Raw genomic sequence first — 14,276 nt, 5'->3', positions numbered from 1 at the left:
TATATTAAAACTAGTAATAATGAACCTATACTATAAAAAAATATTCTTTCATCTAAGACCTAGCCAATGGTAATGATTTATGCATACATTTAATTTAAACATAAATAATCAATAGTATGAACCAAGCCAGCTTCAAAATAAAAAAATCAAAGCTTTTACTTGAAATCAAAAAAATCACTAAAGCGCTTGGTCCTATTTCAAAATGGAATAGATATACTGAATTGGAATTAACTATTACAGATGGTTTATTAACATTAGTCATTCCAGGAGTAAGCTTAGAAGTAAAATGCGAAACAAAAAGCACAGCAAAAGCTACATTAGGCTTATTTTATTTTAGGGATATAATAAACACTTGGAATAAATTAGAAGTAGAATGTATTATTCTTGATGATGCAATCAAATTGGGAGTAACTTCAGTAAGGGCACAATCTACTTTTTTTGAGAACGACAGTATTTTGAGAAGCATCAATTTACCTATTAATTACTCTGATTTACATTTATTGCAATTAGAAAATAAAGGGTTCACGCCAGAAGAAATAGGGTTTAACAAATTGGAACATCAAATTTATGTTGCAAAGAGAAATTTGAAAGTGAATATCAAAAATACTTCGGATATATTAAAAGTTTATGGAGTAAAAATCAAAGAAATTGAGGAACTGGTGCAAAAAAAAATAGATGTCAAATAGTTATATAAAACTGGAGCTACATCATAATTTAATTGAACACTTTTAATTACCTAAAACGATAAAATAAAAATCAATTCTTTTATCTGGTATCTATAATAAATGTAAATATATTCACATTTATTATATTATTTATTTTGATAAGTTAAAGAGATTTACTCTAAAAAGATATCTTAATAGATTAGTTTTGTAAATGTCATATTCTGTTATAAATGTTAGAGCACATATAAATTATACAATAGAAAAATGATTAATAAACAATTCAATTAAACACAAATTAGAACATTATGTTAATATTTCACTTATAAGTGAAATAAATGCATATATTTGTACCCTCAATGAAATATGGAATGTGAATTAGTAAAACTTGGTAATTTTAGTGGAGAACAAACTTCCATCTATTCTGTATTAATTGTTGATGAAAATAAAACACTATTTGACAAATTCATTGAAGAGAATACCACAGAGTATAAGCTTGAAATAAATAATATCGTTCAAAGACTTCATACCATAGGAAAAAAAACAGGTGCAAGAGAACATTTTTTTAAAATAAATGAAGGTGCTCCGGGAGATGGTGTTTGTGCACTATATGATGACCCTAATTCTAAGTTAAGATTATATTGTATAAGATATGGTAACGATATTGTAATTTTAGGTGGCGGTGGATTTAAACCTAAAACGATAAGAGCTTTACAACAAGATAAAAAACTAGAAACAGAAAATTACTTTTTAAGAGATCTTTCAAAAGAAATTACACAAAGACTCAAAGACAAAGATATTACTAAACCCGATTTTAAAGATTTTGAAGGAGATTTAACCTTTAATTTTGACGATTATGAAAACTAACAAAAAAGCAAGAGTATACAATAGCCCTATTGTAGAAAGTATTTTATCAAACATTTCAAAAGAAGAACTTGATATTACAGAAGGCAAAATGAGATTGGCAATTAAAATTGCAGAAGCCATAAGGACCACAGGTTTAAATAAATCTCAATTTGCAAAAAAAATAAATAAAAACAATTCAGAAATAAGTAAATGGCTGAGCGGTACACATAATTTTACTACCGACACTCTTTTATTGTTAGAAAGTGAATTGCCTATTAAATTAGTAGATTCAGAAATAAATGAAACTATTGCTTTAAAGAATTTACATTTGGAAGTAGTATCTACTAAAGAATCTAAAATCAATTTTAATTTTTTAAGCTTGTTTGACTTTTCAAAACCTGATTATACTAATTCGTATTCATTAACAGTTTAATAATGGAAGAACAAAAAAATATTAGTTTTAGATTAAAAAATATTGAACTTTCACAGTCAAGTTTATCAGTAGTTAGTGATTCAATAACAAATGATACTATATTTAAATTTAATATTAATATAGAACATTTAGTTAACCTAAATGAAAATGTGATTGCTATTAAACCAATTGTTGAAATATTTATTGAGGAGAATAATAATAAAACTATTTTAGGTGGGCTCTCTGCGAGTTTAATATTTGAATTTGAAAACTTACCAAGTTTTGTAATAGACAATGAAGTAAAATTGCCAACTGACATCATAATTGCAATAAACTCAATTTCAATTTCAACGATTCGCGGTATTATGTTTTCTACATTTAAAGGAACCTATTTACATAATGCATTTTTGCCTATTATAGATCCAAAATCATTTAATATAAATAAATAGTAGATTCATTTATTAAAATCAATTAATCTCTAAAGTCTTTAGTCTTTAGAGATTTTTTTTATTACAAATGGCCACCGTATATAAATTAATCTCCTTACAATTGCCTCGCCCGATTTTAACTTTGACCGAAATGAAAAAACTTTCAAAGCAATCTCATAATCTTAACCCAATATGATAACATCGAAAATCATTCGACTGCTCTATCATAAATTTTATGAAGTACTATTTTTATTTTTCCTTTTCAAATAGTAATTTTAGTTGTTAAAAATCAATTTGAATAAAAAAAATAAAATGGAAACGATAACATTAACACGCCAACAACTTTACGACCTTGTATGGACAGAATCGTTAAGTTCTTTATCAAAGAAATATGTTATAAGCTTTGATGAACTCAAAAAGTTTTGCAAAAACAATCATATTCCAATACCACAAAAGGATTATTGGAGTAAATTAAAATTCAATAAACCCTATAATCGTATAAAACTTCCTGAGCTTTCCAGTGAAAAATCCATAAAATTAATATTAAGAGAAAAAGACACTACAATTAATTCCGATAAATCATCTCTTGACGATCTAACAAAACAAATTGAAAGTGACAAAAAAGCCCCTTTATTGGTATCTGACAAACTCACGAACCCAGATATTTTAATAACACAAACAAATGAATATTTAAAGAATGTTGAAAAAAGGAATTGGGATAAAATTAAAAGAGAAGATCGATTAAATATAAATGTTGATTATGACAATAGAGATAGGGCTTTACGGCTGATGGATGTATTTATTAAACTATTAAAATATAGAGGACATATTTTCAAAAGTGATAAAAATAACTGGGGGCAAATTTGTATGATAAACGATGTTGAATTTCCCTTCCATTTGAGGGAGGTGAGAAAACGAATACCGGCTAAAAAGCAATTTGAAAGCCCAACCTATCTTTTTACTGGAATTTATGTTTTAAAAATTGAAATAAGATGGAATTGCAAAGAATGGAAAGATGGCCCTTTAAAACTGGAACAACAGTTAGCCAAAATAGTTGCACATATGGAATTAGCGGCTCAAAAAGAATTAGAATGGCAAGAACAATCAAGAATTGAGAGAATAAAAAAACAGCAAGAAGAAAAAATTAAGGAGGATCTATTACGAAGAAAACAATTAGAATTAACTAAGTTTAAAAACCTGCTATCCGCTTCCGAAAGATTTGATAAATCCATAAAACTTAGAAATTATATCAATAGTCTCGAAAAAAAATCGAAAACCAACAATTCAATCACAGAAGAATTTAACAACTGGTTAAAATGGGCAAAAGACAAAATCGATTGGTATGACCCCTTAATTATGAAAAAGGATGAATTATTAGAAAACAATGATCTAGATGAAATAGTTAATCCTAAGAAAACAAACTGTTATTACAGATAGAAAAAAAATACTTCTGGTGTTGTATAATTCTAGAACATCACAAAGCTTCCTCGAGCTCCATATTGTTTGGATTTAATAGTCTTCAAGCAAAATTATTATACTATCCTTTATTATTTTTATACTAAAAATGGAAAATCCTTTTGAACTTATTTTAGAAAAATTGGAGCGAATTGAAATTGCGATTGAAAAACTCAATTCTCATCCAAAGAATGAATCAGAAACGCTACTTTCAAGAAAAGAAGCCTGCGAATTACTCAAAATAAACTTTTCTTCTCTTTGGAAGCATACAAAAAGTGGTAAGCTAAAAAGTTACGGCATTGGCAATAGGGTGTTTTATAAAAAAGAGGAAGTGTTGAAAAGTTTAACTCGTATAAATTAAAAAAAGGGAATCCAAAACTTCAATTGTATTTTTATTAATTTTAAAATCATTCAAAATGGAAAAACAAATTTTACTATCCTGTATTTCACCAGATGAACTAAAGCAATTAATCAAAGAAGTTATAAAAGAAGAATTTATGGATTTTAAAAAGAATCTGGAAATTAAATCATCGGACATCTTGTTAACCAGATCAGAAACCTGCGAATTTCTAAAAATTGACAGCAGTACACTTTGGAGTTGGACTAATAAAGGAAAAATTACTTGTTATGGTATTGGTGCTAGACGGTATTATAAAAAAGATGATATACTAAAGAGTATGTTAATTCTAAAAAAAACTAACCAATAATCATAACATCACGGGCAATCAAGCGGTCTCTCTTCGGTCGTTCCCTTTGTTCCGTTCGGCTGTTCCAGTCGGTCGTGCCTTCCTCCGTTCCACAGACACTTCACAGCACAAAAAAATAAGGCAGCCAAAAAATAGGCAACCTTATTTTTTCCGCTGTTCGTTCCTCATCTTCACACGTTCTCTTCCTGCGTTCGGTCGGGCTTATGCATCCACAATACCGCTTCATTCCGTTACAGTCATTCGTTCGCTTAACGCTCCATTTCATTCCGCTAAAAGCTCTCTCATTCGTTTCACTGCATTCCAGCCGTATTATGTCTGCCGCCCTCAGTTTTTTCAGCGGTTGCTCTTTCGCACAGCCATCGGGGTTGGCTCCGTTCAGTAAAAACTTCACTTTGCCCTAAATCAAGGTACGCCAAAGGCTGACTTATATTTTTTCCCCGCCGTTTCACGCTCACATCCACTTCTCTCGCTCCGTTCCTATGCTCGTTCCCGTGTCTGTGGTGGCGGTTCGATTGCCGCAACACCGCCTCTGCGCTCCTCGAAAAAACAATAATTTCCGCTATCGCTACAATTATCTTTTTTCTGTGGTGCTTGGGGGTGTTAAAATCATCCACGACAACTATAGTACATTTTCTTGAAAAGAAAGAGAAAAAAATCCAGCAAATTTAGCATCCATTCCTCACTTCCAGTCGGTCGTGCCTTCCTCCATTCCCGTTCGTCATTTCTGCTGATTATATGGCTTTCTTTTTTTCTCTTTTTTCTTTTCAAAAAAATTAAGTCGAATTTTTAAACCGACAGCACTATGCCAAATTTCATCATCAAGACCCACCAAAAAGACACTGCCTATAAGGGAAACCAAATCTTTATCCTTAACAAAGGAATGAATTCCGGAAAACCTCAAAAAGAACCTTTTACCAACAGCTTTGTTATCCTATGTCCCGACGAAAAAGATGCCGAAACAGTCTACTGGCTTGCCTATAGCCTATGGAAATCCAACTTCTGGCACCAATTTTTAATCGGGTCCGTAATTCCATTTTTGCGAATCAATGATTTCAAGAAAGATTTTGATTCTAAAGTCAACGAAATGATGCAAGAACACGAGCTGCACCAAAGACAAGCGCAGGCTCTGAGGTTGCTGGAACAAAAAGAAAATCAATTGCATAAAAACATCCTACTCATAAACGAAATGAGAAGAGTGATTTTACAACGTTATTGTAAATAAAATATTATCACTATTTTTATAAAAAATTATTCCTATGGACACTTTCAGTGTATGTATTACCATTGTATCAGCATTACTGGGTATAGCCTATCCCATTATCATTCAAATCACCTCAAATGACAAATATTCTTCTGAAGCAATTTTGAATTTGTTTGATAATAAACTTGAAAAAAAAGTTTTTCTACCAAATTTAATTTTAGTTCTAATATTTATTGGAATTTATCTATTAAAATTACCTCCTATTTTTAAATGTAAAACTAATAATATTAATATTCTTTTCGAGAATTCTGCTTTAATAATTATTTTCATATTGACAGTTCTTCTGATAATTAACTTTATCCGGCTAGTTCTAAAAGTTCAAACTTTTTATCGAACTTCAGCATTAATAAAATATTTATCAAAATATAAGAATAAAGTAATTGAAGACAATAATTTTGAAACATTTGAATGCCTAGCTGATTTATTATACTGGTCAATTCAAAATCAAGATGTAAATGCTTCAAAACAGTTGTCAAATTATTTTTACGATATTTTTCAAAAATATCGAGAAAAGTATAGCGATAAACAAGCACTAATTTTTCCAGATAAGTTTTACTTAATGATTTATAATACAATTGAAAAGATCGTAAATACTGATAAAAATGTTTTACACGTTATAGAACATAGAGCAGTTAGTGGTATTTGGATATTAGGGGAATATTCAAATACAACGAAGATTAGTGAAGAAAGTTACAGATGGTTATGGTTAAATCTAGTTTTAATGGCCAATAAAGATAAAGACGATTTAATTTTTGATTTTTGGAAAAATTCACATCAATTTTACAAATTCAATTTTGACTATATTTCACCCGAATATGAATTTGAAGATGGAAAATATATTATCATAAATCAGATTGAAATTGATGAAAGAAATACTTTGAGAGATAGTTTTTTTGAGTTTCATATTGCATTAGGAGGTTTATTATTATTCAAACAAAAATTTGATCTACTTAAAAAGATTTTTAACTACACCACAAGTATTCCTCCAGACTATGTGCTTTTGCCAAAACAAATGATAGAAATCTATCAATCATTTATGAAGTTTTATGACCCTTATGATAGAGAATATCCTTGGATAACTCATAAATATTATTTTCCCGGATTAGAAGGTTTGAATGCAGATAGAGAAATAAAAGAGTGGATTTGTAAATATTTGAGTTTATTATTTATTAGACAGTTAAATATCACAAGTCATTATATGAATTATGATCCGTTAGAATTATATAATTTACCAAATAATCTTGCGGAAAAAAGACTTTGGGCAGAAAATATTAAATACTTTAAAAATTATATTGATATCGTACTAAAAATGGACGATGATATTTTAAAAACATTTAGCTTCAATGAAGAAAAAATAATTTATCAAGAAAAAGCGATACAATTCGAAGAAAAAATAATAGAAGATTATAGTGTTCAAGAACAAGCGAATGAGCCGGTAACAGAAAAAGTTCAACTATTCTATGAAAGTTCAAATTATATTCTAGAAAGTATATTTTCACAATACAAAGAAATAAGCAACAAAGGTGAATTACCTGTTGAAGAAGAAATTGATATATTCAACATTCAAGGTTTGAGTGATATAACTAGCAAAAATACTTTTTTAGATGTTGGCATCGATCATTTAAATTTCCATACTTTCATTGCGGAAAGTATTTCAAAAAAAATTTCCGATGGTTATTTTCAAATTTTTAACTCAAAAGCAACAACAAAATTTGTATTTGAACAAGAAAACGTTTTTACTGCAATTTCAAAAATGAAGTTAAATTCAGATATTAATTTGATTGTTGTATTTGGATTTATCAACATTGAATATTATATAGAAAACCTAAAGATTGAAAATCTTTCAAGAGAAAAATTTAACGATGTAGAAATAAGATATTATTCCGGAAGATCTTATGGACTAAGTAATTCAATATTTATATTAAATAAAGAAGATATGCCATTTGTAGATTATATTGAGTTAAACAATGAAATTGTAGAATTATACGAATTGGAGAGAATTAACACGGAATTCAATATTTACGCAACCGTTTCAGATTTAAACAAAAACACAAAATTACGAACGGAACTAGAGAAAGATAAAAACTCTAATAATGAAAATTTAACAAAATCTGTTTTACAAGCTATTATGTTTAAGATATTATTTAAATGGAAAAAAGGAATAAAAATGAACCAAATCTATGTAAAAGATTCATATGATGAGAAAAGAAAAGAAAGTAAAATTGATGATGTAAAACCTTTTAATTCATAAAAAAAAGCCAGATCTCACGATTTGGCTTTCTTAGTTAGTCCGGAAAAGGTTACCAATCATAACCGGACTATTTATTTTTAGATTTTGTCAACCATTTTAAAAGGAGCGAAACCATAAAACTGGCAGTGGCTCCTACGACCGCTAAGATAATTGTTTTTGCAATATCTTCCGAAAGAATATTGGGCATAATGCTCAAAAAAGTTCCAGATGCGGTTCCTGCTCGGAGAGAAATATTAGTCTCCATCTCTAGGCTTATTTAGGTTCTCTTCAACAACAGTCATTTGACTAACCGCTGAGATAACTCCACCTGCCACCGCTATATAACCAGCAATAGTTACCACCGTTACGGGCAAAACAATGGGCGCAGCCACAACTGCTCCACTGATGGCCATCAAAACCAAACCAATACTTCTCAAAATCTTGAAAAACTTTGGGATTGGTTCTTTTATTCTTTCTACTATTTTCATACTATCTCTTTTTTAATTGTCATTCCCGTTTGTCATTCCCGCGAAGGCGGGAAACGGGAATCAAGAATACTTATTTTAACTTCCTCATTTCGATCAAAAGCTGCACAAACTATTGTTTTCAGCTTTTCCAACGCTTTTCGGGAGGAGCTCCCCTTACCTATTCCGGTGTGTTTGGTTACAGGAGCAATGCAGCCCAATAACTCTTTTTTGGCGTCATTGGCGGGATGGATTAATATCAAATCTCGACCCGGAACATTCATCAAATGCAAGTGCCATTTGAATTTTGGGCTAAATCGCCTCTGCAAGATATATTCTCCCTCGGGAATGCAAGAAATACGCCTTTGGTTTCCCAACCAGGGCAACTCGATGGTATAACAAACTATTGTGCCGTTCCATTCCAAAACCCCTTGCGTTCCCTCCGGAAAATACGTCCGTTTCAACACCAGGACCATCCTACAATCCGCTCACCTGAACCAATGCCAATGGATTGTATGCCCCATTTTTCAATGCGTACATTTGTCCGTTGACCTCTTGGTAAAACTCCAATCCCAAAGCCAAAAATAACGGTTTGACACTCGCTGGTGTAACCATATTCGTGTGACTGATCGCTACCGTTGGAATATTATCCCAAGGTAAAATTGCAGTTTCCGAATGGGATTCAATAAAGGTTTCTGCTTCAAAATCAATCTCAGCACCAGCCGAAATGATTTTGTAATGAGTGCTTCCCGATGGCGCCGCAATCATATTAGCAGGAATAAATTCCGCCAGATCAACTGTAATTTCGCCTGTCGCACGGTCAATTGCTCCCACAAATGGAGCAAATAAACTGGTGCCCAGTTTTCCTCTGATGTTGAATTCAAAGCCGGAAAGCAATTCCGCTTCACCATCAATTACATTTCGTAACCCTCTCACGCTGGTTACATCAGCCTGGATCACCTCAACCATTTTCTGGGTCAATCTACTCACCATTCTGCCATCGGCAGTATTGATGAGCAAAGCTCTCAAGGAAGTTCTCAAAATCTTCCCGGCCTTACCTGCTCTACCAAACTCGGAACCGTTTTCACGTGTTCTTTGGAATGCAGGATCATTTTTGATTCTGCTGGCGTCAATTCCGCCTTTTTCACGAGCCAAATGCCCGTCCTGTGTTTTGTAAAAAGTAATATCTCCGATAGTACCTTTCAACTTAATTATGCCTTTTTGCCTTGCCATAATTTCTACAATTTTAAATTAATAAATGTTTCAAATTTCCTCAATCATCATCCTGTTGCAACACCTTTCGATTGAATTCGGAACAAAGATTAAACTTAAACTAATCATTTAAAACAAGCTACTGTTCCATATGTCCTACAGTGGTATAAATGGCATTTATAAACATAAATGTCCCTCAAAAAGGAAAGGTAATATTCACTAATTTTATAACCTGCAAAGAGTTACTTGAGTAGCACTATAACGCCACTCAAAGCCTAGTCAAAGCTATAGATAGAGTATGAAAATCGAAAAAAAGAGGTTGTGTATCTACCCAAAGGACATACAACGCATTACCGGAAAGAGTTATCGTCAAAGTGTGAGATTAATGCTAAAGATAAGAATGGAGCTTAATAAGCACGTAAATGAGTTTGTAAGCATAGAAGAGTTCTGCCAATACACCAGCCTGAAATATGAAAAGGTTGAACCATTGATAATTGGATAAAAATTATGTTTTAGGTGTTCGAAATTTGAACTTAACCAGTTCAATAAATAGTATGCTACCCGTACAAATTTTAGTAATTTAAGTATGATTTCTTGAAGTTTTATTCGTAAATTTGATCTATCAACTTAGATGAAAAACTGCAGTAATTTGAAGGGGCACTAATAGGGGCACTTGAAATAAAAACATATATAGAACGCTATATATCAACCACATAGAAAGGATAAGTCAATCCCTCTTTCTCCGCCAGTTGAAAAACAAAGGCAATCAAAACCTCGTAAATCTTATGATTTACGGGGTTTTTTCTTTTATGCACTATTCAAAATATTCATTTAATCTTATTACTAAAGAGATAAAATCGAGACCCTAGAATTTTCAAAAATTAGGGTCTCGCTAAATCCCTTAAGAATTTCAAACAACCAGTTCAATCACTTGTTCATCAACAAGTTTACTATTTGAACATCTTGTTTAATATGGATTTTGAAACTAAATTGAATATTAATTAAAAGGTTACCACTATGAAAACAAAAATCACTTTGCATTTTTATGCCAAAAGCACAAAAGCCAATGCAGCAGGACAACTCCCAATTTATGTACGCTTGACAGTTGACGGAAAACGATTAGAGTTCAGCACCAAGAAGTTTGTCGAAACCTCCAAATGGTCATCCGAACTGTCGAAAATGAAAGGCACAACCGAAGAAGCACGTTCAATAAATAGTTACCTTGATTTGATGAAAACGAAAGTTTTTAATGCACAAATGGAATTAATGCACCGTAACGAAAACTTAACGATTGAAAATTTCAAAGAAAAACTATTAGGAACCGAACAACGCCAACGAATGCTTATCCCAATCTTCCAAGACCATAATAATAAAATTAAAGAACTGGTTGGCAAAGAATATGCACCAGGAACATTAGAACGTTACAAAACTTCGTTGAGCCATACCATCGAGTTCTTGCAATGGAAATACAAAGTTTCCGATATCGAGATAAACAAAATAGATCACGCTTTTGTAACCGATTATGAATTTTGGTTACGAAGTGTTAGAAATTGTGCCAACAATACAGCTGTTAAATACATCAAGAATTTCAGTAAGATAATCAAACTTTGTCTGGCCAATGACTGGTTAGACAAAAATCCATTTGCGAACTATAAATCCAAAGTCAAAGAAGTCGAGCGAGTTTATTTATCTGAAGAAGAAATTCAAAACATTATCAATAAAGATTTCAAAACAGAAAGATTATCTCTTGTTCGCGATATCTTCCTTTTTAGCTGCTTTACTGGTTTGGCATACATAGATGTCAAAAACTTGACAAAATCGCATATAAGCATTGAAATTGATGGCGAGAAATGGATATTTACTCACAGACAGAAAACAGAAACCGCTTCTAAAATACCAATCCTTCTGGTTACCCAAATGATTATTGATAAATATGCAGACCATCCAAAAAGCAATAATGAAGATAGACTACTGCCGATTTTGACAAACCAAAAAATGAATGCCTATCTAAAAGAAATAGCTGGCGTTTGTGAGATTGAAAAAGAATTAACCTTTCACATAGCCCGACACACTTTTGCAACGACTGTAACGCTTACAAATGGGGTTCCTATTGAATCAGTAAGCAAAATGCTTGGACACAAAAATTTGAGAACCACTCAACATTATGCAAAGGTTCTCGATAAAAAAGTAAGTGAGGATATGCAGGTTTTGAGAGATAAGTTTGCATCTGTAGAAATGCCAATATACCAAGTTAAATAAAAGATAACTACGAACAATCTTTACAAATTCCAACGAGTATAAAGTTCATTTGTTGAGACACATATTTTTCAGGAATTATAAACTCTACCCGTATTGGCAGGTATTCAATCGTTTCACATTTGGTACAGCGAAGATGAAAATTATTTCCGTTTGTATACATATCATTACATTTTACACAGATTGTAAAATACTGTTTTCCATATCAAAGAAACATTAATTATTTAGGAAAATAAGAGCCCTAATCTTAAAATGTTATAATTTTGTTAAATTTTTAAATTCATCATTTATAAATAAGACTTTTTAGTCTAATTTTGAATCGTTAAGATGAATATAAAATGAATGTTAAAGGAAAAGCGGAAAGAACTAAGCAGTTTATCATTGAACAATCTGCACCAATATTCAATTCGAAAGGAATAGCCGGAACGACAATAGATGATATACTGGCGGCCACAAAGATGGCGAAAGGAGGAATATATGGAAATTTTGAAAACAAAGAGGCGATTTCTATCGCTACTGTAGATTTTATTTTCAGTAAAGTCTCGACTAAAACATATTCCGTAATTTCAAAAGAAAAAACAGCGATTAAAAAGCTGTTTGCATTCATAGATCTTCGTAAAAATCCTTTGGTTCCGTTTATTGAAGGCGGATGTCCTATTTTAAATTTCGGTGTAGACTCGGATAACACAAATCCAACAGTCAAAAAAAAGGTAAAGGCAATGATCGAAGGCTCTATGACACTTTTTATTGATATTTTAAAAAAAGGTATAGAAACTGGAGAATTATCAGATAAGCTGAACCCGGAAGAGTATTGTTTAAAAGTACTAGTAATGCTGGAAGGAGCAACTTTGGTTTCGAGAGTAACCGATAACGTTAAGCCGATGCAGACAGTCATAAAAGTGCTTAAATCTGAGTTAAAATCTTTTGAGATCAAGCAAGCATAAATGAGAGATATGGTTTAAATGATAGAATCAGGAAAACCATTTTTTTACAATCAAAATAAGACTAAAAAGTCTTTTAATTATATCAACTAAATAACTATCAGATATGAAACGTAGAAACTTTGTAGAAAACATTGTGCTAACAGCTTTGGGCGCAGTTTTGATCAACCCATTGGAGGTATTAGCGGAAAAAAAATTAGATCCTGTGAAAACAGATCCTTTGTAAACACAAGATTCAATAAAGGACATGAACCTGCCGGAAGGAATACGCGAACGATATGTTACCGGAGTTAATGGACTGACAGTGCATGTACTGGAAGCTGGTTTTGAAACACCAAAACGCCCTGCTTTACTTCTGCTGCACGGATTTCCAGAACTTGCCTTCAGTTGGAGGAAAGTAATGCTTCCACTGGCTGCTGCGGGTTACCATGTAATCGCTCCCGATTTGCGGGGGTATGGACGCACAACAGGTTGGGATGACAATTATGATGGCAATTTCGCCTCTTTCAGGACGCATGAACTCTCCCGAGATGCTCTCGGTTTGATGATGGCTATGGGGCATGATTCGGTTTACGCTGTAGTCGGACACGATGTGGGTGCGACAGTAGCGGCTTATTGCGCTCTTGTTAGACCAGATTTTTTTCGGTCAGTTGTTATTCTAAGTTGCCCATTCGGTGGAGTGCCACCTTTACCCTTTGGCGTTGGCGTTCAAGCTTCAACGAATCTACAAACAGCGCCACCAGCTCAAGATCCACTTAAATTATTAGCAAGACCCCGTAAGGACAGTACCACTTATTTCTCAACAAGAAGTGCCAATAATGACATGCTGAATTCCAAACAGGGTCTGCACAATTTTCAGCGGGCTTACTTTCATGTAAAGAGTGCCGACTGGAGTCCGAATAAACCATTTGCACTTACCTCGGGCACGGCGGAAGAATTCGCCAAACTTCCGACTTATTATGTTCTGGATCTTGATAAAACAATGCCTGAGTCAGTTGCTCCCTACATGCCCTCACAGGATGAAATAACCGCCGCCAAATGGCTTTCGGATAACGACCTTGATTTCTATACCCAGGAGTTTAAACGTACCGGTTTCCAGGGAGGATTAAACTGGTACCGTTGTACTACCAACGGATTAAACAGGTCTGACCTCGAACTTTTTTCGGGTCACACAATAGATGTGCCTTCTTGCTTTATTTCAGGGATTGCCGATTGGGCAAGATTTCGTCCTGTAGGCGCATTGGAGCAGATGCAGCGCAAGGCTTGTACAAAAATGCAAAGCTTTCACATCATTGAACGTGCAGGTCACTGGGTGCAACAGGAACAACCTGAACAACTTGTCGAATTGATTGTTGATTTTTTGCAACACAATTGCCCCGGAATGTTTTACTGATGAGCAATT

General features: G+C 32.7%; 16 protein-coding genes. 12 read left to right on the top strand and 4 right to left on the bottom strand.

The genetic code is table 11. The features are described 5' to 3' along the window. The first annotated feature begins 116 nt into the window (after window positions 1–116). The 9 genes from AB3G33_RS10445 to AB3G33_RS10405 all read left to right on the top strand — a co-directional run bounded on the left by AB3G33_RS10445 (window position 117) and on the right by AB3G33_RS10405 (window position 8,022). Window positions 117–686 carry a hypothetical protein gene (locus AB3G33_RS10445; protein WP_367769056.1) on the top strand — a complete coding sequence of 190 codons (570 nt, stop codon included), beginning with the start codon at window positions 117–119 and terminating at the stop codon, window positions 684–686. A gap of 342 nt (window positions 687–1,028) precedes the next feature. Continuing rightward, entirely contained in the window at window positions 1,029–1,529 is a 501-nt protein-coding gene (locus AB3G33_RS10440; RefSeq protein WP_367769054.1) for a hypothetical protein, read from the top strand. Beyond that, the gene (locus tag AB3G33_RS10435; protein WP_367769052.1) at window positions 1,519–1,941 is read left to right on the top strand and encodes a multiprotein-bridging factor 1 family protein; all 423 of its coding nucleotides are present in this window, start codon (window positions 1,519–1,521) and stop codon (window positions 1,939–1,941) included. Before AB3G33_RS10440 ends, AB3G33_RS10435 begins: the two co-directional genes overlap by 11 nt. Before the next feature lie 2 nt (window positions 1,942–1,943). After that, window positions 1,944–2,369, top strand: coding sequence for a hypothetical protein (locus tag AB3G33_RS10430; RefSeq protein WP_367769050.1), 426 nt, complete (start codon window positions 1,944–1,946; stop codon window positions 2,367–2,369). Between the two features lie 273 nt (window positions 2,370–2,642). Next, window positions 2,643–3,785: a hypothetical protein gene (locus AB3G33_RS10425; RefSeq protein WP_367769047.1), complete on the top strand. Its 1,143-nt coding sequence runs from the start codon at window positions 2,643–2,645 to the stop codon at window positions 3,783–3,785. 127 nt (window positions 3,786–3,912) lie between these two features. Continuing rightward, a complete protein-coding gene (locus AB3G33_RS10420; protein ID WP_367769045.1) occupies window positions 3,913–4,164 on the top strand; it encodes a helix-turn-helix domain-containing protein in 252 nt (83 codons plus the stop codon). Between the two features lie 55 nt (window positions 4,165–4,219). Further along, window positions 4,220–4,510: a helix-turn-helix domain-containing protein gene (locus tag AB3G33_RS10415; RefSeq protein ID WP_367769042.1), complete on the top strand. Its 291-nt coding sequence runs from the start codon at window positions 4,220–4,222 to the stop codon at window positions 4,508–4,510. Window positions 4,511–5,312: 802 nt separating this feature from the next. Next, entirely contained in the window at window positions 5,313–5,732 is a 420-nt protein-coding gene (locus AB3G33_RS10410; protein WP_367769039.1) for a hypothetical protein, read from the top strand. 34 nt (window positions 5,733–5,766) lie between these two features. Continuing rightward, window positions 5,767–8,022: a hypothetical protein gene (locus AB3G33_RS10405; protein ID WP_367769036.1), complete on the top strand. Its 2,256-nt coding sequence runs from the start codon at window positions 5,767–5,769 to the stop codon at window positions 8,020–8,022. A gap of 67 nt (window positions 8,023–8,089) precedes the next feature. Here the strand turns inward: AB3G33_RS10405 and AB3G33_RS10400 are convergent, their stop codons facing one another. Genes AB3G33_RS10400 through AB3G33_RS10385 form a run of 4 tightly spaced genes read right to left on the bottom strand, consistent with a single transcriptional unit; the run spans window position 8,090 to window position 9,698 of the window. Beyond that, a complete protein-coding gene (locus AB3G33_RS10400) occupies window positions 8,090–8,266 on the bottom strand; it encodes a hypothetical protein (RefSeq protein WP_367769034.1) in 177 nt (58 codons plus the stop codon). Continuing rightward, complete coding sequence (locus AB3G33_RS10395; RefSeq protein WP_367769031.1) at window positions 8,256–8,489, bottom strand: hypothetical protein; 234 nt, start codon at window positions 8,487–8,489, stop codon at window positions 8,256–8,258. Before AB3G33_RS10395 ends, AB3G33_RS10400 begins: the two co-directional genes overlap by 11 nt. Before the next feature lie 32 nt (window positions 8,490–8,521). Further along, entirely contained in the window at window positions 8,522–8,941 is a 420-nt protein-coding gene (locus AB3G33_RS10390) for a DUF5675 family protein (RefSeq protein WP_367769028.1), read from the bottom strand. A gap of 1 nt (window position 8,942) precedes the next feature. Then, a complete protein-coding gene (locus tag AB3G33_RS10385; protein WP_367769025.1) occupies window positions 8,943–9,698 on the bottom strand; it encodes a hypothetical protein in 756 nt (251 codons plus the stop codon). 996 nt (window positions 9,699–10,694) lie between these two features. On the opposite strand from AB3G33_RS10385, the gene AB3G33_RS10380 reads away from it, so the two are divergent. The 3 genes from AB3G33_RS10380 to AB3G33_RS10370 all read left to right on the top strand — a co-directional run bounded on the left by AB3G33_RS10380 (window position 10,695) and on the right by AB3G33_RS10370 (window position 14,267). Then, window positions 10,695–11,936 (top strand): site-specific integrase, encoded by a 1,242-nt coding sequence (locus AB3G33_RS10380; protein ID WP_367769022.1) that lies wholly within the window; start codon window positions 10,695–10,697, stop codon window positions 11,934–11,936. Window positions 11,937–12,271: 335 nt separating this feature from the next. Next, window positions 12,272–12,877 (top strand): TetR/AcrR family transcriptional regulator, encoded by a 606-nt coding sequence (locus AB3G33_RS10375; RefSeq protein ID WP_367769019.1) that lies wholly within the window; start codon window positions 12,272–12,274, stop codon window positions 12,875–12,877. 244 nt (window positions 12,878–13,121) lie between these two features. Continuing rightward, the gene (locus tag AB3G33_RS10370; RefSeq protein WP_367769016.1) at window positions 13,122–14,267 is read left to right on the top strand and encodes an alpha/beta fold hydrolase; all 1,146 of its coding nucleotides are present in this window, start codon (window positions 13,122–13,124) and stop codon (window positions 14,265–14,267) included. Window positions 14,268–14,276: the final 9 nt, after the last annotated feature.

Origin of the sequence: Flavobacterium sp. WC2421 (assembly GCF_040822115.1) — a bacterium.
In the GTDB taxonomy this organism is placed as follows: domain Bacteria; phylum Bacteroidota; class Bacteroidia; order Flavobacteriales; family Flavobacteriaceae; genus Flavobacterium.
Note: the sequence above shows the minus strand (reverse complement) of the source record. Positions and strands in the feature narration are given on the sequence as shown.